This window comes from Burkholderia metallica (genome assembly GCF_902832845.1).
Taxonomy (GTDB): Bacteria; Pseudomonadota; Gammaproteobacteria; order Burkholderiales; family Burkholderiaceae; genus Burkholderia; species Burkholderia metallica.
In genome coordinates this window covers 1-18,877 of sequence record NZ_CADFDB010000023.1, presented here as the reverse complement: position 1 = coordinate 18,877, position 18,877 = coordinate 1, and the positions used below count along the sequence as shown (strand labels likewise).

The 18,877-nt window shown below is 64.8% G+C and carries 20 protein-coding genes and 1 pseudogene; 13 read left to right on the top strand and 8 right to left on the bottom strand.

The features are described from left to right. On the bottom strand, window positions 1–411 hold a 411-nt coding region (locus HWX08_RS34005; protein ID WP_279610533.1), incomplete at its 3' end, for an acetyl-coenzyme A synthetase N-terminal domain-containing protein. A gap of 316 nt (window positions 412–727) precedes the next feature. On the opposite strand from HWX08_RS34005, the gene HWX08_RS34000 reads away from it, so the two are divergent. The 9 genes from HWX08_RS34000 (at window position 728) to HWX08_RS33960 (ending at window position 8,037) form a co-directional block, all read left to right on the top strand. Beyond that, window positions 728–1,621, top strand: coding sequence for a DMT family transporter (locus tag HWX08_RS34000; protein ID WP_174923013.1), 894 nt, complete (start codon window positions 728–730; stop codon window positions 1,619–1,621). A gap of 115 nt (window positions 1,622–1,736) precedes the next feature. Then, window positions 1,737–2,366: a TIGR00645 family protein gene (locus HWX08_RS33995; protein ID WP_174923014.1), complete on the top strand. Its 630-nt coding sequence runs from the start codon at window positions 1,737–1,739 to the stop codon at window positions 2,364–2,366. 34 nt (window positions 2,367–2,400) lie between these two features. Next, entirely contained in the window at window positions 2,401–3,924 is a 1,524-nt protein-coding gene (locus HWX08_RS33990) for a fumarate hydratase (RefSeq protein ID WP_069257148.1), read from the top strand. 194 nt (window positions 3,925–4,118) lie between these two features. Next, complete coding sequence (gene bfr / locus HWX08_RS33985; protein ID WP_006482753.1) at window positions 4,119–4,595, top strand: bacterioferritin; 477 nt, start codon at window positions 4,119–4,121, stop codon at window positions 4,593–4,595. 37 nt (window positions 4,596–4,632) lie between these two features. Further along, complete coding sequence (gene murI, locus HWX08_RS33980) at window positions 4,633–5,493, top strand: glutamate racemase (protein WP_174923015.1); 861 nt, start codon at window positions 4,633–4,635, stop codon at window positions 5,491–5,493. 150 nt (window positions 5,494–5,643) lie between these two features. Further along, window positions 5,644–5,880: a (2Fe-2S)-binding protein gene (locus HWX08_RS33975; RefSeq protein ID WP_039370093.1), complete on the top strand. Its 237-nt coding sequence runs from the start codon at window positions 5,644–5,646 to the stop codon at window positions 5,878–5,880. Between the two features lie 218 nt (window positions 5,881–6,098). Then, entirely contained in the window at window positions 6,099–6,827 is a 729-nt protein-coding gene (locus tag HWX08_RS33970) for an energy transducer TonB (protein ID WP_069257150.1), read from the top strand. 36 nt (window positions 6,828–6,863) lie between these two features. After that, entirely contained in the window at window positions 6,864–7,595 is a 732-nt protein-coding gene (locus HWX08_RS33965; protein ID WP_043188744.1) for a MotA/TolQ/ExbB proton channel family protein, read from the top strand. 13 nt (window positions 7,596–7,608) lie between these two features. Next, complete coding sequence (locus HWX08_RS33960) at window positions 7,609–8,037, top strand: ExbD/TolR family protein (RefSeq protein WP_069257151.1); 429 nt, start codon at window positions 7,609–7,611, stop codon at window positions 8,035–8,037. 364 nt (window positions 8,038–8,401) lie between these two features. Here the strand turns inward: HWX08_RS33960 and HWX08_RS33955 are convergent, their stop codons facing one another. Further along, window positions 8,402–9,376, bottom strand: a complete 975-nt coding sequence (locus HWX08_RS33955; protein WP_069257152.1) for a LysR family transcriptional regulator — start codon at window positions 9,374–9,376, stop codon at window positions 8,402–8,404. A gap of 122 nt (window positions 9,377–9,498) precedes the next feature. On the opposite strand from HWX08_RS33955, the gene HWX08_RS33950 reads away from it, so the two are divergent. The 3 genes from HWX08_RS33950 (at window position 9,499) to hemP (ending at window position 11,336) form a co-directional block, all read left to right on the top strand. Beyond that, window positions 9,499–10,371, top strand: coding sequence for a pirin family protein (locus tag HWX08_RS33950; protein ID WP_069257153.1), 873 nt, complete (start codon window positions 9,499–9,501; stop codon window positions 10,369–10,371). Window positions 10,372–10,470: 99 nt separating this feature from the next. Beyond that, window positions 10,471–10,953: an SRPBCC family protein gene (locus HWX08_RS33945; protein ID WP_069257154.1), complete on the top strand. Its 483-nt coding sequence runs from the start codon at window positions 10,471–10,473 to the stop codon at window positions 10,951–10,953. Between the two features lie 137 nt (window positions 10,954–11,090). Next, window positions 11,091–11,336 carry a hemin uptake protein HemP gene (gene hemP, locus HWX08_RS33940; protein ID WP_069257155.1) on the top strand — a complete coding sequence of 82 codons (246 nt, stop codon included), beginning with the start codon at window positions 11,091–11,093 and terminating at the stop codon, window positions 11,334–11,336. 280 nt (window positions 11,337–11,616) lie between these two features. Here hemP and HWX08_RS33935 read toward each other — a convergent pair whose 3' ends face one another. The 5 genes from HWX08_RS33935 to uvrB form a co-directional block, all read right to left on the bottom strand. Further along, a complete protein-coding gene (locus HWX08_RS33935; RefSeq protein WP_174923016.1) occupies window positions 11,617–13,014 on the bottom strand; it encodes a 4Fe-4S binding protein in 1,398 nt (465 codons plus the stop codon). After that, the gene (locus tag HWX08_RS33930; protein WP_174923017.1) at window positions 13,011–13,853 is read right to left on the bottom strand and encodes an FTR1 family iron permease; all 843 of its coding nucleotides are present in this window, start codon (window positions 13,851–13,853) and stop codon (window positions 13,011–13,013) included. The genes HWX08_RS33935 and HWX08_RS33930 overlap by 4 nt, the downstream gene beginning before the upstream one ends. A gap of 58 nt (window positions 13,854–13,911) precedes the next feature. Beyond that, on the bottom strand, window positions 13,912–14,244 hold the full coding sequence (locus HWX08_RS33925) for a cupredoxin domain-containing protein (RefSeq protein WP_069257157.1): 333 nt from the start codon (window positions 14,242–14,244) through the stop codon (window positions 13,912–13,914). 55 nt (window positions 14,245–14,299) lie between these two features. Continuing rightward, window positions 14,300–14,851, bottom strand: coding sequence for an iron transporter (locus tag HWX08_RS33920; protein ID WP_069257158.1), 552 nt, complete (start codon window positions 14,849–14,851; stop codon window positions 14,300–14,302). Between the two features lie 227 nt (window positions 14,852–15,078). Next, entirely contained in the window at window positions 15,079–17,169 is a 2,091-nt protein-coding gene (uvrB, locus tag HWX08_RS33915) for an excinuclease ABC subunit UvrB (protein ID WP_069257159.1), read from the bottom strand. 265 nt (window positions 17,170–17,434) lie between these two features. On the opposite strand from uvrB, the gene HWX08_RS33910 reads away from it, so the two are divergent. Further along, window positions 17,435–18,634, top strand: coding sequence for an amino acid aminotransferase (locus HWX08_RS33910; protein ID WP_069257160.1), 1,200 nt, complete (start codon window positions 17,435–17,437; stop codon window positions 18,632–18,634). A 117-nt stretch (window positions 18,635–18,751) separates the two neighbouring features. Here HWX08_RS33910 and HWX08_RS33905 read toward each other — a convergent pair. Continuing rightward, window positions 18,752–18,877 (bottom strand): annotated as a pseudogene (locus HWX08_RS33905) (3-hydroxybutyrate dehydrogenase); the annotation flags it as partial.

Here is an 18,877-nt window from a genome sequence, read left to right as displayed (position 1 = left end):
CTTGCCGATTCCGCGTTTCTTCAGCGCATTCGCGAAACGCGACACACGCGCGAGGAGATCCGCATAGGTGACGCGCGTGACGGTGCCGTCGTCGGCCTCGAAAATCACCGCGACGCGCTCGCCGTTGCCGGCTTCGACGTGACGGTCGAGGCAGTTGTACGACGCGTTCAGCTCGCCGTCGTCGAACCACTTGTAGAACGGCGCGTTCGACTCGTCGAGCACCTTCGTGAACGGCTTGTGCCACGCGAGGCCCTCGCGCGCGAGGCGCGCCCAGAAGCCTTCGTAATCGTTCTCGGCCTCGGCGGCGAGCGCACGATAGGCCGGCATGCCGGAAATGGTCGCCGCCTGTTCGAGCGCCGCGGGCGGCGCGAACTGACGGGTTTCGTGAAGAACCGATTCAATCGCAGACATCGACAACCCCTTGGTGAACATGAATCCTCTGCATGGCGGCGCGATCGTGCGCGCCGCGCGTCTTGGCCGGCGCATGCGCGCCGCTGTCTCCTACCCACCCATCACGCACGGCCCGAAAGCCTCGGCGCGATGCTGCGCCGCACCACGCCGCACGAAGGCGACCGGCCGGCCCGGCAGTTTCCACAATAAGCGCTCCAACTTACCCGTCACTTACGCGGCACGGCCGATTCGCCCACCGGACGGCGCCGCTTGCGGCTTTGCGCTGCAACGAGCGCGACCCTACAATCCTAACTGAACTCGCCTTCCGGATTCCAGCTTGAATCGCTACGCTTTCTTTCTCGTGCTGTCGATGCTGTTCGTCGGCAGCAATGTCGGTATCGGCAAATCGATCGTCGTCTTCGTTCCCGTCGCCATCCTCGCCACGCTGCGCTTCGTGATCGCGATCACCGTGCTGTGGCCGCTGTTCAGCCCCGTAAAGATGCGCACCGTCAAGCGCGGAGAATGGCTGAACCTGTTCCTGCAGGCATTCTTCGGCACCTTCATGTTCACGCTGCTGATGTTGAACGGCGTGCAGCGCACGAGCGCGGTCGCGGCCGGGGTGATCACGAGCACGATCCCGGCGATCGTCGCGCTGTTCGCGTGGCTGATCCTGCGTGAAAAACCGAACGGTCGGGCACTCGTGTCGATCGCGCTCGCGATCGCCGGCGTCGTGACGATCAACCTCGCGAACGGCAACGCGGCCGGGCACGGCACGTCGTCGCTCGCCGGCAACCTGCTGATCCTCGGCGCGGTGTGCTGCGAATCGATCTACGTGATCCTGTCGCGCCGCCTCACGCAGACGCTCGCGCCGATCGACATCTGCGCGTACACGCACCTGTTCGGCCTGTGCCTGATGCTGCCGCTCGGCGCGACGGCCATGTGGCATTTCGATTACGCGAGCGTGCCGGCCGGCACGTGGGCGCTCGTCGTCTGGTACGGCCTGTCGGCCAGCATCTTCTCGTTCTGGCTGTGGATGAAGGGCATCCGGCACGTGCCGGGCAGCCTCGCCGGCGTGTTCAGCGCGGTGCTGCCCGTTGCAGCCGCCGCGTATGGCATCGCGTTCCTCGGCGAGCGCCCGACGCTCGCGCACGGCATCGCGCTCGCGTGCGTCGTCACCGGCATCGTGCTCGCGAGCCTGCGCGGCAAACGCGTGCCGGCTGCCGCCTCCTGATCCGTCCCCGGCACTGCCGGCGCGTCGCTGCAGTCGCGCCGGCCGACGCGTTACAATAGCGCGCCTTTTTCAAGATTGTCCCCGATACCTGCGCACTGCGCCCCGACTGTCCACCATGTCTGCCCCGCACTCGCCCGGCCGCCCCGCGCGTCGCCCGCTTCGCCCGCTTCCCGCGCTGATCTTCATGAGCCGCTGGCTCCAGGTTCCGCTTTACCTCGGCCTGATCGTCGCGCAGGCCGTCTACGTGTTCCTGTTCCTGAAGGAAGTCTGGCACCTGCTGTCGCATGCGACCAGCCTCGACGAAATCAGCGTGATGCTTGCCGTGCTCGGCCTGATCGACGTGGTGATGATCTCGAACCTGCTGATCATGGTGATCGTCGGCGGTTACGAAACGTTCGTGTCGCGCCTGGGCATCGAGGGCCATCCCGACGAGCCTGAGTGGCTCGACCACGTGAACGCGGGCGTGCTGAAGGTCAAGCTGTCGATGGCGCTGATCAGCATTTCGTCGATCCACCTGCTGAAGACGTTCATCAACCCCGATCAGCACACGATGCACGCGATCATGTGGCAGGTGATCATCCACGTGTCGTTCCTCGTGTCGGCGCTCGTGATGGCGTGGGTCGACCGCCTGACGACGCACACGCATCCTGCTCATTTCCACGAGCCGCACGCCCATGACGCGAACGCCCATGCGCCCGCGGCGACCGTGTCGCGCAAGCCGGCCGAAGCAGCCGCAAACGCCTGAACGCATTCCCCACAGTCCCCACAGAGTCTCAGCCATGACCGTCATCAAACAGGAAGACCTGATCCAGAGCATCGCGGATTCGCTGCAGTACATCAGCTACTACCATCCGCTCGACTACATCCAGGCCCTCGGCCGCGCGTACGAGCTGGAAGAGAGCCCGGCCGCGAAGGACGCGATCGCGCAGATCCTCACGAACAGCCGCATGTGCGCGGAAGGCCGTCGCCCGATCTGCCAGGACACCGGCATCGTCACGATCTTCGTGAAGGTCGGCATGGACGTGCGCTGGGACGGCGCGACGATGGGCCTCACCGACATGATCAACGAAGGCGTGCGCCGCGGTTACACGCACCCGGACAACGTGCTGCGCGCGTCGATCGTCAATCCGCCGGAAGGCGCCCGCAAGAACACGAAGGACAACACGCCGGCCGTGATCCACTACGAGATCGTGCCGGGCGACAAGGTCGACGTGCAGGTCGCGGCGAAGGGCGGCGGCTCGGAGAACAAGTCGAAGTTCGTGATGCTGAACCCGTCCGACTCGATCGTCGACTGGGTGCTGAAGACGGTCCCGACGATGGGCGCCGGCTGGTGCCCGCCGGGCATGCTCGGCATCGGCATCGGCGGCACCGCCGAGAAGGCGATGCTGATGGCGAAGGAATCGCTGATGGAGCCGATCGACATCCAGGAAATCATCGCGCGCGGCCCGAAGGACTGGGTCGAGGAACTGCGCGTCGAGCTGCACGAGAAGGTCAACGCACTCGGCATCGGCGCACAGGGCCTCGGCGGCCTCGCAACCGTGCTCGACGTGAAGATCATGGCGGCACCGACGCACGCGGCGTCGAAGCCCGTCGCGCTGATCCCGAACTGCGCGGCAACGCGCCACGCGCACTTCGTGCTCGACGGCTCGGGCCCGGCCAAGCTTGAAGCGCCGTCGCTCGACGCATGGCCGAAGGTCAACTGGGAACCGAATACCGAAACCAGCAAGCGTGTCGACCTGAACACGCTGACGCCGGAAGAAGTCGCGAGCTGGGCACCGGGCCAGACGCTGCTGCTGTCGGGCAAGATGCTCACCGGCCGCGACGCCGCGCACAAGCGTATCGCCGACATGCTCGCGAAGGGCGAGAAGCTGCCGGTCGACTTCACGAACCGCGTGATCTACTACGTCGGCCCGGTCGATCCGGTGCGCGACGAAGTGGTCGGCCCGGCAGGCCCGACAACGGCCACCCGCATGGACAAGTTCACCGAGACGATGCTCGCGCAAACCGGCCTGATCTCGATGGTCGGCAAGGCCGAGCGCGGTCCGGTCGCGATCGAGGCGATCAAGAAGCACAAGGCGGCCTACCTGATGGCCGTCGGCGGTGCCGCTTACCTCGTGTCGAAGGCGATCCGCGGCGCGAAGGTGCTCGCATTCGAAGACCTCGGCATGGAAGCCATTTACGAGTTCGACGTGCAGGACATGCCGGTGACGGTGGCCGTCGATTCGTCGGGCACGTCGGTGCACCAGACCGGTCCGAAGGAGTGGCAGGCAAAGATCGGCAAGATCCCGGTCGCAGCCGCTTAAGCGCGATCGAACGAAAGGCCGGACGGGAGTCCGGCCTTTTTACTTCTCATTCTCATTATTGTGTCCAGCCGGTTATTCAAGGCTGATTCTCATTACACGCAAAAGGCAGGCCCGACAAGGCTTTGACGCTTGGCTTTTCGCGTTCGAGCGATTATCGTTCGGTTTCTGAAGCCCCACTGAACAAGGATCAAGCCATGCAAGGCGACAAGAAGGTCATCGAATATCTGAACGCGCAGTTGAAGAATGAACTCACGGCGATCAACCAGTACTTCCTGCATGCACGCATGTACAAGCACTGGGGCCTCGACAAGCTCGGCAAGCACGAGTACGACGAGTCGATCGGCGAAATGAAGCACGCCGACTGGCTGATCGAGCGCGTGTTCATGCTCGACGGCCTGCCGAACCTGCAGGACCTGCACAAGCTGCTGGTCGGCGAGGAAACCGAAGAGATCCTGAAGTGCGACCTGAAGCTCGAGCAGATCTCGCAGTCCACCTGCAAGGAAGCGATCGCCTACTGCGAATCGGTGCGTGACTACGTGTCGCGCGAGATCTTCGAAAAGATCCTCGACGACACCGAAGAGCACATCGACTGGCTGGAAACGCAGATCGACCTGATCGGCAAGGTCGGCCTGCAGAACTACCAGCAAACGATGATGGGTTCGCCGGAGTAAGCGCTCCGCCCTTCCCGCCATCGCGTCCCGCCCGTTCATGTCGACACCTTCCGTTCTCGCTGCGACGGCCTCGACGGTTACCCCCATCGGCATCTTCGATTCCGGGCTGGGCGGCCTGTCGGTGCTGCGCGCCGTGCGCGCGCAATTGCCCGACGAATCGTTCATCTACGTCGCCGATTCGCATCATGCGCCGTATGGTCCGCGCGACGAGGCATTCATTACGGAGCGCACGCTGGCGATCGGCGAGTGGCTGGCCCGCGAAGGGGCGAAAGCGCTCGTCATCGCGTGCAACACCGCGACCGCGCGCGCGATCGCAGCGACCCGCGAACACCTGTCGATGCCGCTCGTCGGCGTCGAGCCCGGCATCAAGCCGGCTGCGGCCGTGTCCGCGAGCGGCGTCGCGGGCGTCCTCGCCACCCAGTCGACGCTGAACAGCCCGCGCTTCCAGGCGCTGCTCGACCGCTACGGCGCCGGCCGCCGCTTCATCTGCCAGCCCGGCCACGGGCTCGTCGAAGCCATCGAGCGCGGCGACACGGATTCGCCCGCATTGCGTGCGCTGCTCGACAGCTATCTGCAGCCGATGCTCGACGCCGGCGCCGACACGCTGGTCCTCGGCTGCACGCATTACCCGTTCTTCACAGAAACGATTCGTAACCTTGTCGGCGACCGCCTGACGCTCGTCGACACCAGCGATGCGATCGCGCGCCAGCTCATGCGGGTGCTCGACGAGCGCAACCTGCGCGCGCCGGCCGGCACGCGCGCCGCGGCGCCCCGCTTCTGCTCGACCAGCGACGGACGCCAGCTCCAGGCGCTCGCGTCGACGCTGCTCGGCCTCGCTGCGCCGGTCGAATCCGTCACCATCCCCTCTCCGAGCGCGCGCGCCTGCGCGAGCGTCTGATACGGGCCGGCACGCCGTCTTCCGCGTGCCGCTCCCGCCCCTCCGCGTTTCAAGGGTCCGATGACCTTAAAAAAAGCCCGACCCAGGCTTGTCAACGCCCACAAAATTAATGATAATAATTCGCATTAACGTTAGCTATCGCAACTCATCATGATCGTCTGCGTGTGCAAGTCTGTTTCCGATCGCAAGATTCGCGCGTCCCTCGCAGAGGGCGTGAACTCTTTCGATGAACTCCAGTTCGAGCTCGGCGTGGCCACGTGCTGCGGCAAGTGCGAGGAGTCCGTACGCGACCTCATGGCCGAGCAAGGCGTCTGCGCGAGCCGGTGCGGTGTCGAGCATCACGCTCATCCGATCCCGGTCACGTTTTACGAACGCAAGGCGGCCTGACCGGCACCGAGTGTGCGCATGCGGCCCAGGCCGCATTTTTTGTTTTGACCGTCAGCAAGCCACCGTCTGCGCGAGCCAGCGGCTTACCTGCCAAGGAGCCAGTCATGGAATTGCTGATCGGATTTGTGACCACCGTTTGCATCTCGCTGCTGATCTTCCGCAAGTGATGCCGATTCACCCGCCGCGCCCCGGGTGCGACATCGTTCTTTCAAGCTAACATGCAGGCTTCGCATTCCGCTCCTGCCGGCGTCTTGCCGGTTGCACCACGTATGAATCCCCGAGTGATCGTCGTCGCGGTCGGTGTGCTTGCAGCACACGCGATCATGCTGACGGCCGCCTGGCTCCATCGCAACGCGCCGCCGCCTCCGAAGGAGATCGAAGTTCAATCGATCACCGCCCAGCTCATTCCGCCTGCCCCTCCTGCGCAGCCGGTCGCCGTCCAGTCGGCTGCGCAACAGCCCACGCCGCCGAAGCCCGCGCCGCGCGTGAAGCCGAAGGTCGAGCCGAAGCCGGTGCAGAAAGCGGTCCCGACGCCTCAGCCGGTCTCGCCGGAACCGTCGCCGACACCCGCGCCGGCGGCCGTCGCACCGACACCGGCCCCCGCCGCGCCGGCGCCTGCGCCAGCTGCAGCACCCGGTCCGGCTCGCGAGACGATGCAGGTCGGCGCACCGAAGAACGTATCGGCGCTCACCTGCAATTTCGTGAAGCCCACCTATCCGTCGATGTCGCGCCGTCGAGGCGAAACGGGCACGGCCTACGTTCACTTCATCATCGGCGTGACGGGCAAGATCGAAAGCGTCCAGCTGCAGAAGAGCAGCGGCTATCCGCGTCTCGACGAAGCCGCGCTCGAGGCGACGCGCGCCAGCACCTGCCCGCCGTATATCGAGAACGGTCAGGCGATCCGCGCCGCCCATACGCTGCCCTTCAACTTCACGCTTGACGACTAACCCGTCAAATTCGGTAGATTCAAAGGAAACAAGAAAATGCAAAGCTACGGTATCGCGCACGTCTGGGCGCAAGGTGATTTCGTCACGCGCGCCATCGCGATCACGCTGCTCGTGATGTCGGTCCTGTCGTGGATCGTGATCGTCATCAAGGGCTGGAACGTGATCCGCCTGAACCGCCTGACGAAGAACGCCGAACAGGCGTTCTGGCATTCGGACAACTTCGACGACGGCATCAAGAAGCTCGGGCTCGCCGCATCGACGCCGAACGATAATCCGTTCCTCGCGCTCGCGCTGTCGGGCAAGGAAGCCGCCGATCACCACCATCAGACGCAGCCGCACCTGCACGACCGCATGGACGTGTCGGACTGGGTCACGCGCTGCCTGAAGGACACGATGGACGAAGGCATCTCGCGCATGCAGAGCGGCCTCGCGATCCTCGCGTCGGTCGGCAGCACGGCGCCGTTCGTCGGCCTGTTCGGTACCGTGTGGGGGATCTACCACGCACTGCTCGCGATCGGTGCAACCGGCCAGACGTCGATCGACCAGGTCGCGGGCCCGGTCGGCGAATCGCTGATCATGACGGCCTTCGGCCTGTTCGTCGCGATCCCGGCCGTGCTCGGCTACAACGCGCTGACCCGTGCGAACAAGGGTGTCGTCAGCAAGCTGCGCCGTTTCGCGCACGGCCTGCATGCCTACTTCGTGACGGGCGCAAGCCTCGCGTCGTCGTCGACGCGCGACGGCCTGCGTCTCGCGACGCGCGCCAGCTGAGACGAGGTGAACCATGGCCATGAACACCGGTTTCAGCGACGATGACGACGATGCAGTGATGAGCGAGATCAACATGACGCCGCTCGTCGACGTCATGCTCGTACTCCTGATCATTTTCCTCGTGACGATCCCGGCGATGCAGCATGCGGTGAAGATCGACCTGCCGCACGCCAGCAGTCAGCCCGTCGACGAAAAGCCGCAGACGGTCGACGTCGCGATCCAGGGCGACGGCACGATCCTGTGGGACGACCACACGGTCACGCGCGAACAACTGCAGGCACGCATCGCGGAAGCCGCGAAACGCACGCCGCAGCCGGAGTTGCACCTGCGCGCGGACCGCAAGGTTGCCTACGAGCACGTCGCGGAAGTAATGTCGGATGCGCAGGCAGGCGGCCTCACGAAGCTCGGCTTCGTGACGGAACCGGCCGCGAAAGCGAAGTAACGAACGCGATCCGACGCGCAGGCCGCACCTGCGGCCCCATGCAAAGTAAAAGGCCTTCATCGCCAGATGAAGGCCTTTTTTCATGCGCACGCGGGCGCCTTCGGGCGGCGGGCTCTTTGGCGGTATCGGTTGCGCCTCGAGCAACGCAAATGCGACTCTGCCGTGGTCTGCACGGACTGCGCGTTCTGCCCTATCTGGCTCACAATATATGCGGCCACCTGATTTCGCTCAGAACTTCCTTCACGAAATGGGATTTCAATATAGGCCCGCCCGCGCACGCATTCAAGGTTCCGGCGATTGAAACTTGCGATTGCAGGCGACGCTTCAATGACAAAACAAATTTGCCTCGTCGCGTGCGACGTGTTCAGGTCGCCGAAGCATCGGCCGCCGCTTCCTTCTTCGCACGCTCCGGGCAACCCGGCTCCTTGTACGCGCCGTGATCGAGCTTCTCGACCAGATAGTCGACGAACGCACGCACCGCAGGCGGCATGCCCTGCCGCGACACGAACACCGCATACAGTTGCGGCACCGGCAGCGTCCAGCCCGGCATCACGGGCGACAGTTGCCCCGCGCGCAGCGCGTTGCCATACATCATCTCCGGCAGTGCCGCGATGCCGAGGCCATCGAGCACGGCTTCGCGGATCGTCATCAGGTCGGCCGTCACGAGCCGCGGGTCGTGTTCGTGCACGTGCCGCGTACCGTCCGGCGCGATCAGGTTGAACACGTGCCGCCCGTCGACGCTCGGCGTATCGAGCGTTTCGAATCCGCTCAGGTCGTCCGGTACCAGCGGCGGCGCATTCTGGCTCAGCAGGCTCGGCGCCCCGACCAGCAACTGCTCGGTGCGCCACAGCGGCCGCACGACGATGTTCGCATTCTGCGGCGGCTCCGAGCGCACGCGCAGCGCCACGTCGACCGAATCCTCGAACAGGTCGATCACGCGATTCGTCACGCGCACGTGCACCTTCACCTCGGGGTAGCGGCGCAGGAATTCGGGCAGGATGCGCGACAGCATCGTCTGCGATAGCGTGACGGGCACGCTGACGCGCACCGAGCCGCGCGGCGACGAACGCAACTGCTGGACCGCGTTCATCGCCGCCTGCGCTTCGGCCAGCATCGCCTGGCAATGCTGGTAGAACAGTTCCCCTGCCTCGGTCAGCGCGAGCTTGCGTGTGGAGCGCTGCAGCAGGCGCACGCCGAGCGCCGCCTCGAGTTCGGTCAGGCGCCGCGACAGGCGCGATTTCGAGATGCCCAGCACGCGCTCTGCGGCCGAGAAACCGCCATGTTCGACGACCTGCGAAAAGTACATGAGGTCGTTCAGGTTATGTGCATCGATATTCATCTCATCGTTCCAATTTCAGAACAATCCATTGCGAACCGTCGCGAATCGAACGGTAAAACGCCCAATATAATAGCGCCATGTTTCAAAAATAACGCTATTCCGTTCATTTCGAGGGTATCCGCATGACGACCGCTCGCTCGCTTGACCGCACGTATCCCGCCCTTCGTACCACCGAAGGCGGCGGCTTCGTGGTTCATCGCCCGTTCCCGACGCGGCTGCTGATGGATTTCGATCCATTCCTGCTGCTCGATGAAATGGGCCCCGTCGACTACGCGCCCGGCGAAGCCAAGGGCGCCCCCGACCACCCGCATCGCGGTTTCGAGACCGTGACCTACGCACTCGACGGACGCTTTCGCCATCGCGACTCGTCCGGCCATGCCGGCACGCTCGGCCCGGGCGACGTGCAATGGATGACGGCGGGCGCCGGCGTCGTGCACAGCGAGATGCCGGATCCGGAATTCGCGCGCACGGGCGGCCGCTCTCATGGCTTCCAGCTGTGGGTCAACCTGCCGCGCCGCGACAAGCTGATCGCGCCGCGCTACCAGGAGATCCCGTCCGACCGCATTCCGACCGCGACGTCGCCGGACGGCCGCGCGCGCGTACGCGTCATCGCCGGGGAAGCATTCGGCGTCCGGGCGGCGATCGAGACGCGCACGCCGATCCTCTATCAGCATTTCACGCTGCAGCCAGGTGCAACGGTCACGCAGAGCGTGCCGGCCGGCTATCGCGTGTTCGCCTATCCGATCGACGGAACGGGCCTCTACGGGCCCGACAGGCAGGCGGTGGATGCACGGCACATGGTCGTGTACTGCGACGACGGCGATACGGTCGCGTTCGCCGCCGGCGACGCGCCGCTCGACCTGCTGCTGATCGGTGGCGTTCCGCTCAACGAGCCGATCGTCCGCTACGGCCCGTTCGTGATGAATACCGAGGAAGAGATCCGGCAGGCGGTCGTGGACTACCAGACCGGTCGCATGGGCTGCATCGAAGCATGACGCACGGACGGGCGCGCACGTGCCGCGAAACCGCCCGTTTTGCGTCACAATAACTTCTTGAACCACGTGGCCGCTCGCCATCAGAAGGAACCCGTCCCCTTGAACTTCGAACACCTGATCCAGATCAACTCCGACGATCCGGCCGTGCCGCCCCTCACCCGCGACCAGCTCTGGGAAGGTCTCGTGTTGCGTGCCGAACAGCCGCAACTGTTCGTGCTCGGTCTCGACAGTTGCGTCGTCCTCGAGCGCACGGATACGACGCTCGAGCGTGAGCTGCACTACGGTCACGCGACCGTGCGCGATCACGTCACGTTCACACCGAACCAGCAGGTCCGCTACGACATCCGCGCCGCCGACGGCGAGATCGGCGGCTCGCTGACGATGACGATCGAAGAACGCGACGATCACGCGCTGTTCCTGCGTTTCGAATACCAGACGACGCTCGTCGTCACGGACGACAGCGAAGACGCGCGCCAGACACACGGGATCGTCAAGGAGGCGTACCGCACGTCGGACATCGATACCGTCCGCCTGATCCGCGAGTACGCGCAGGGCCGCAAAGACCCCGATCCGCTGCACTGATCCCCGGCGGCCTGCGGGCCGCCCCTTTGACTCAAGCTATCAAGTTCGACACTTCGATCGATAAAGAGTTTTTGTAAATGGGAATAGTTATCATTTAGAATTCATTCCATCGTATCGACAGTCACCGATCAAACCGAATGACCGACACCATGCGCCCGACCACGCTGACCCTGCGCCGCACGACCGGCACCGCGGCCAGCAGCCGCCAGAAGACGGCAGCGGTCACCACGCCGGCGAAACCTGCCGGCAACCGCGATGCAGGCACGCGGGTCGTCAATAGCGACTCGCTGTTGCAAGGCCAGAGCCATATCAGCATCGCGCATAACGGAGAGACTTATCAGTTGCGCGCCACGCGGCTCGGCAAGCTGATCCTGACGAAGTAACGACAGCGTATTGTGGGGACCACCTCCCTGAGAGGTGTTGGGCAGTAGCCAGCGTAACGGCGTGCACGCGAGATCTAGACCCCTTCGTGCAACACACTCAAGCAGCCGTTGCAGCAAGCCAAGCCACTTTTTTGGTTCTCGCACAAGGTAGAAAAAAAGCGGCACGTCGATGGACGTGCCGCTTTTTGTTTGGACGGTCCATTCGTCAAGCGCGCCGCCCGGGTTCGTTACCGCGTCGATACATGATCGTGGGTGCGGCCCGCAAGCCGCATCAGAAACGTCAGAAACCCCAGAACATCAACCACCATGCGCTGTCGACGACGGCAAGTCCGACGGCGAACCACGCGAATGCCGTGATCCGGCGCGGCCACGCCGCATAGCGCCCCGTCACTTTCCACGCGAGCCACGCACTCCATGCGTTGGCGCCGACCAGGATCGCGATGCGCACGTCGGTCGCCCAGCCGAGCGGGACATGTTCGGCGCGCAGCAGCGACAGCGTCGTGGCCGACAGCCCGAGGAACACGCCGGCACCCGCGATCGGGATCAGCGCCTGCGCGAGATGATGCAGCCGCACGCGATCGAAGCGGCCGAGCATCAGCGTGGCGCCCGCCAGCAGCACCAGCAACGCGGTGCCGTACACGAGCCCCGTCCCGACGATGTAGCTGACGACCAGCCCGCCATCGAGCCAGGAGAACACGTCGTTGCGATCCGGATAGTGCGTGAGCAGGAACCACGGCGCATTGGTCTCGAGCGGCCACGTGATGTCGTGGTCGATCAACCAGCCCGCGAGCCATTGCTTGATTTGCACGAACCACGGACTGACGGTCCAGTGGAACGCGCCGATCGCGACGCCGAGCAAGCCGTACAGGATCAGCGCGGTATCCCACGGGTTCGCCTGCTGCGCACCGAGGTTCACGACTTCGTCGGACGGCGAGCGCAGCGACAGCGAGATCGCATCGCGATGCCCGCTGCAGCGGCCGCACATGTGGCAGTCCGCCGCGCCCTTCATGTTGCGCAACGGCACGAGCGGCGCGCAGTTGATCGGAATCACGCGATGGCCATGCTCGCCGTTCTTGTACGAACGGCGCCATGCTTCCTCGTCGACCTTGTAGCGCATCGGCGCGAGCCGCGCGAGCAGCCCGAACACGCCGTTGACCGGGCACAGGTACTTGCACCACACGCGCTTCTCGCGGCCGTACAGCACGCCGATCACGATCGCACCGACGGTCGAGCCGCCGAGCACGAACAGCACCGCGAGCGGGTACTGGTACACGCTCACCATCTGCCCGTAGATCGTCGTGAGCCCGAATGCGACGAACGGCCAGCCGCCCCACCGCATCCAGCGCGGGATCGCCCCCCCGCGGCCGAACTTGCTCGCGAATTCGGTGAGCGCACCTTCCGGGCACAGCACCCCGCACCAGACCCGGCCGAGCATCACCATCGACAGCAGTACGAACGGCCACCAGATGCCCCAGAACGCGAACTGGGCGATGAGCGTGAGGTTGTTCCACAGATGCGCGGAATCGTCCGGCAGCGGCAATACTGCCGGCACGATGATCAGGAACGCGTAGACCGCGACGACGATCCACTGGATCCCGCGGATCAGCGCACCGTGGCGCTGCATCCACTGCCCGGCCTGTGCAAGCCGGCCCGGCTTGGCTGCGGCGACGACGCTCATGCCGCGCGGCCCGCGGCAACGGCCGGACGACGGCTCGCGCGCTTCATCAACAGCCAGACCACCGCCCAGTACACCGCATAGGCAACCAGGTTGGTCAGTGCGGGGTGCGCGCGATAGCCGGTCAGCGTCGCGACGAGCGAGCCGAACGTACCCGAGTCATCGAGGATCGCCGACGTATCCCACACCTGCGAGATGCCGAGCGGCAGGATTTCCTTGTCGATCAGCTTGTCGACGCCGGTCTGGAACAGGCCCGCGCCGAGGAACAGCAGCATCACTTCGGTGACGCGGAAGAAATGCCGCCACGAGAAATACTTGCCGCCGAGCTGCAGCAGATAGAACGTGAAAAACGCCAGGCCGAGGCCGATCACGACCGCGAGCATCTGGCTGCCGTCGACGTGGCCCGACTGGCCGAAACCGAGGCCGTACAGGAAGATCACCGTCTCGCTGCCTTCGCGCGCGATCGCGAGCGCGACCAGCACCGCGACGCCCCACCAGTTCGAATCGCGCGTGCTCTGCTGCAGCGATTGCTCCATGTCGCGCTTCAGCGTGCGGCCGTGCCGGCGCATCCACAGCACCATCTGCACGATCAGCACGCATGCGATCAGCACCATGGCGGTCTGGAAGTAGTCCTGCGCGTCGCCGGACAGCACTTCGGTGAAACCCACGAGCGCGGCACCGAGGCCGACGGCCATCAGCAGGCCGACGCCGACACCGGCCCAGAGAAACGGCAGGCCGCGGCGCGCGTCGGCGTCGCCGTTTTTCAGCCATGCATAGAGAATGCCGACGACGAGCAGCGCTTCGACGCTCTCCCGCCAGACGATGAACAAGATCTGACCCATCGATACCTCCGGACGCGCGGGGCAAGGGGCTTGTGCGCCCGCGCGCAGATAAAACGCGTTACTTCGCGACGATCACGCCCTGTGCCTGCTGGTGGAAATCGTCGAAAAACTTGTACTCGCCCGGCGACAGCGGGGCGACGACCACGAACGAATCGGCGCCCGGTGCGAGCACCTTCTCCTTGCGCAGCTGCACGCTCTCGAATTCGGCGGCACCCTTGCCGGTGTTCTTGATCTCGATCTTGAAACGCTGGCCGGCCGGCACTTCGATGCGGGCGGGATTCAGCTTGCCGTCCGTCATCTCGAGCTTGAACGTCGGCAGATCGGCAGCGTACGCCGCGCCGGCAAGCCACAGCGCAGCGGCTGCGGCAACGATTTTCTGGGGAATTTGCATTCTGGATTCTCTACGCCGACGGCGCGCCGAAGCGCGCCGTCCGTCATGCCACCGATCAGTACCCGCCCTTCTTGCCGATACCGGCGAACGGGAAGTCGTATTCGAGCGTGATGGGCTTGAACCACGGGCCCACGCCCGTTTCCTTGTCGACGTGGCGGCCGAACGCCATGTGGCCCGACTGCATCGGCGGCTTGACGGTCATCGTCAGGTGGTACTTGCCCGGGCCGGCCAGCTTCACGTTGTCGCCGTAGTGCGGGCCGTCGCTCGCGACCATGCCCATCAGGTCGCCTTCAGCCTTCCACTTCGTATCGCCCTGCTTCGTCAGCTTGTACGTGACCTGCAGGTACGGCATCCAGTCGCCTTCAGCGAAACCCGTCGGGTTGTTCTTGACCGCATGGATATCGGCCTCGAGGTGGATGTCGGAATCCGACGCCTTGCGCATCATCCCTTCCGGGTCCATCGTGATCGGCTGCAGGTACACCGCGCCGATTTCCATGCCGCCCTGGATCTGCTGCTTGCCGATCGGATACTCGGCAGCCGAGGCCGACATCGCGGCGAGCGCCGCCGCTACCGCAACCGTCGTGCGGATGAACGAAGAACCCAACATGGACACTCCTTGTTATTTGTCTGACTATCTTGACGACATGCGGACCGCCGCCAGGGCCGCCCGCTGGAAACACTAACGCGACGAAGAACGTTAATGCGAACTATTCTCAATAATTGCGAAGTTTAGCACCGAACCTGTCTCGGAACAAACGAAGACCCGTGTAAACCCCTGATCCGACAAGGCTTACAGGCTCGTTACCAATCGATTTCTGTGACGTTTGGAAAGATTTACCGGCCGCCGCTGATGTGGTCGCCGACATTCGCGCCGAACACGCGCTCGCGCAATACCGCAAGCTGGTCGCGGGTCGCGGCGGCCTTCTCGAATTCGAGGTTCTTCGCGTAGTCGGCCATCTGCTTCTCGAGGCGCTTGATTTCCTTCGCGAGTTGTTTTTCCGACATGTCCTCGAATTTCGCGCGCGCCTGCGCTTCCTTCAGCTCCGCGCGCGCCTCGTCGGCGTTGTAGACGCCGTCGATGATGTCCTTGATCCGCTTCACCACGCCGCGCGGCGTGATGCCCATCTGCTCGTTGTAGGCGATCTGCTTCGCGCGGCGCCGCTCGGTCTCGCCGATCGCGCGCTTCATCGACTCGGTCATGTTGTCCGCGTAGAGGATCGCCTTGCCGTTCACGTTCCGCGCGGCACGGCCGATCGTCTGGATCAGCGAGCGCTCCGCGCGCAGGAAGCCTTCCTTGTCCGCGTCGAGGATCGCGACGAGCGACACCTCGGGAATGTCGAGCCCTTCGCGCAGCAGGTTGATCCCGACCAGCACATCGAACGTGCCGAGCCGCAGGTCGCGGATGATCTCGACGCGCTCGACCGTGTCGATGTCGCTGTGCAGGTAACGCACCTTGACACCGTGATCGGCGAGAAACTCCGTGAGCTGCTCGGCCATGCGTTTGGTCAGCACGGTGATCAGCACGCGCTCCTCGGCCTTCACGCGCGCGTTGATCTCGGCCAGCACGTCGTCGACCTGCGAGCTCGCCGGCCGGACTTCGATTTCCGGGTCGACGAGCCCCGTCGGCCGCACGACCTGTTCGGCGATCTGCCCCGTCACGCGCTTCTCGTAGTCGGCCGGCGTGGCCGACACGAACACGACCTGGCGCATCTTGCGCTCGAACTCGGGAAACTTCAGCGGCCGGTTGTCGAGCGCCGACGGCAGCCGGAACCCGTAATTGACGAGGTTTTCCTTGCGCGCGCGGTCGCCGTTGTACATGCCGTTCAACTGGCCGATCAGTACGTGCGATTCGTCGAGCAGCATCAGCGCATCGGGCGGCAGGTAGTCGACGAGCGTCGGCGGCGGATCGCCGGGCGCGGCGCCCGAGAAATGCCGCGAGTAGTTCTCGATGCCCTTGCAGAAGCCGAGCTCCTGCAGCATTTCGAGATCGAAGCGCGTGCGCTGCTCGAGGCGCTGCGCCTCGACGAGCTTGCCGTTGCTGTGAAAGAACTCGAGCCGCTCGCGCAGTTCGTCCTTGATCGTTTCGACCGCGCGCATCACGGTGTCGCGCGGCGTCACGTAGTGCGACGACGGATACACGGTGAAGCGCGGAATCTTCTGCCGCACGCGCCCCGTCAGCGGGTCGAACAGGTGCAGCGTCTCCACTTCGTCGTCGAACAGCTCGACACGCACGGCCATTTCCGCGTGTTCGGCCGGGAAGATGTCGATCGTGTCGCCGCGCACACGGAACGTGCCGCGCTGGAAATCCTGCTCGTTGCGCGTGTACTGCATCGCGATCAGCCGCGCGATCACGTCACGCTGGCCGAGCTTGTCGCCGGTGCGCAGCGTCAGGATCATCTGGTGGTATTCGGACGGGTTGCCGATACCGTAGATCGCCGAGACCGTCGCGACGATCACGACGTCGCGGCGCTCCATCAGGCTCTTCGTCGCCGACAGCCGCATCTGCTCGATGTGCTCGTTGATCGACGAGTCCTTCTCGATGAACAGGTCGCGCTGCGGCACGTACGCTTCCGGCTGGTAGTAGTCGTAGTACGAGACGAAATACTCGACCGCGTTGCGCGGAAAGAACTCGCGGAACTCCGCATAAAGCTGGGCCGCGAGCGTCTTGTTCGGCGCGAAAACGATGGCCGGGCGGCCGAGCCGCGCGATCGTGTTCGCCATCGTGAAGGTCTTGCCCGAGCCCGTTACGCCGAGCAGCGTCTGGAACGACAGGCCGTCCTCGACCCCTTCGACGAGCGTGTCGATGGCGGTCGGCTGGTCGCCTGCGGGTGGATACGGCTGGTAGAGCTGGAACGGCGACCCTTCGAAGGTCACGAATTTCGATTCGTCGAGCGCGTCGCCGGTTTCGGCGTGATGTTCGGACATGGAATGCGGCCGGAGCGAGGGCAAAGAAAGCATTCTAGCGCTTCGCGGCGTCGCGAACTGCTGTCGGCTCCTGACGCGCGGCGGCCGTCCGCGATCGCGGTTCCCGGCCCAATTTCGCCGCCGAAACGCCGCCCCGGCCAGCGCGAATTCGCTACAATGTCAGGCTGCTGCGCTTTCCGGTGTCGTGCCTGCCCGCGCGCGGCGCGCTCCGCGCCCGCCCCGCCCGTTGAAAGCCTGACCCTCTTTTCACTACTGCCGAATCATCATGTCGCTCTTCTCCGCTGTCCAGCTTGCTCCCCGCGACCCGATCCTGGGCCTGAACGAAGCCTTCAACGCCGATGCGCGTCCGACCAAGGTCAACCTCGGCGTCGGTGTGTACACGAACGAAGAAGGCAAGATTCCGCTGCTGCGCGCGGTTCGCGAAGCGGAGAAGGCGCGTGTCGAGGCCGGCCTGCCGCGCGGCTACCTGCCGATCGACGGGATCGCCGCTTACGATGCGGCCGTGCAGAAGCTGCTGCTCGGCAACGACTCGCCGCTGATCGCGGCAGGTCGCGTGGTCACGGCCCAGGCGCTGGGCGGCACGGGCGCGCTGAAGATCGGCGCCGATTTCCTGCGCACCGTGAACCCGAACGTGAAGGTCGCGATCAGCGATCCGAGCTGGGAAAACCACCGCGCGCTGTTCGAAGCAGCCGGCTTCGAAGTCGTTGCCTACCCGTACTACGACGCCGCCACCAACGGCGTGAACTTCGAAGGCATGCTGTCGGCGCTGAACGGCTATGCGGCAGGCACGGTCGTCGTGCTGCACGCGTGCTGCCACAACCCCACCGGCGTGGACCTGACCGAAGCCCAATGGCAACAGGTCGTCGACGTCGTGAAGGCGCGCAACCTCGTGCCGTTCCTCGACATGGCCTACCAGGGCTTCGGCGAGAACATCGAGGCCGATGCCGCCGCCGTGCGCCTGTTCGCCGCGGCGGACTTGAACGCATTCGTGTCGTCGTCGTTCTCGAAGTCGTTCTCGCTGTACGGCGAGCGCGTCGGCGCACTGTCGATCATCACGTCGAGCAAGGAAGAAGCGACGCGCGTGCTGTCGCAACTGAAGCGCGTGATCCGCACGAACTACTCGAACCCGCCGACCCATGGCGGCGCCGTGGTCGCGGCAGTGCTCGCGTCGCCGGAACTGCACGCTGCGTGGGTGCAGGAACTGGGCGAAATGCGCGATCGCATCCGCGCGATGCGCAACGGTCTCGTCGAGCGCCTGAAGGCAAGCGGCGTCGATCGCGACTTCAGCTTCATCAACGCACAACGCGGGATGTTCTCGTATTCGGGCCTGACCTCGGCGCAAGTCGACCGCCTGCGCGACGAGTTCGGCATCTACGCGGTCGGCACGGGCCGGATCTGCGTCGCCGCGCTGAACACGCGCAACCTCGACGCAGTCGCCAATGCGGTCGCAGCCGTCCTGAAGTAAAGCGACGCCAGGCAGTCGCCATCACGGCGCTGCCCCTGCCGACATGAAAAACGCGCTCCCCGGAGCGCGTTTTTTTGCCGTTCGGCACTGCGGGCGGTGACACCGCCCGCAGTCGCGTCACTGCATGAACCAGCCGTGGCTGACGACGAACGACTGGCCCGTGAGCGCCGCGCTCGGGAACGCCGACAGGAACAGCACCGTCTGCGCGACGTCCTGCACCGTCGTGAACACGCCGTCCACCGT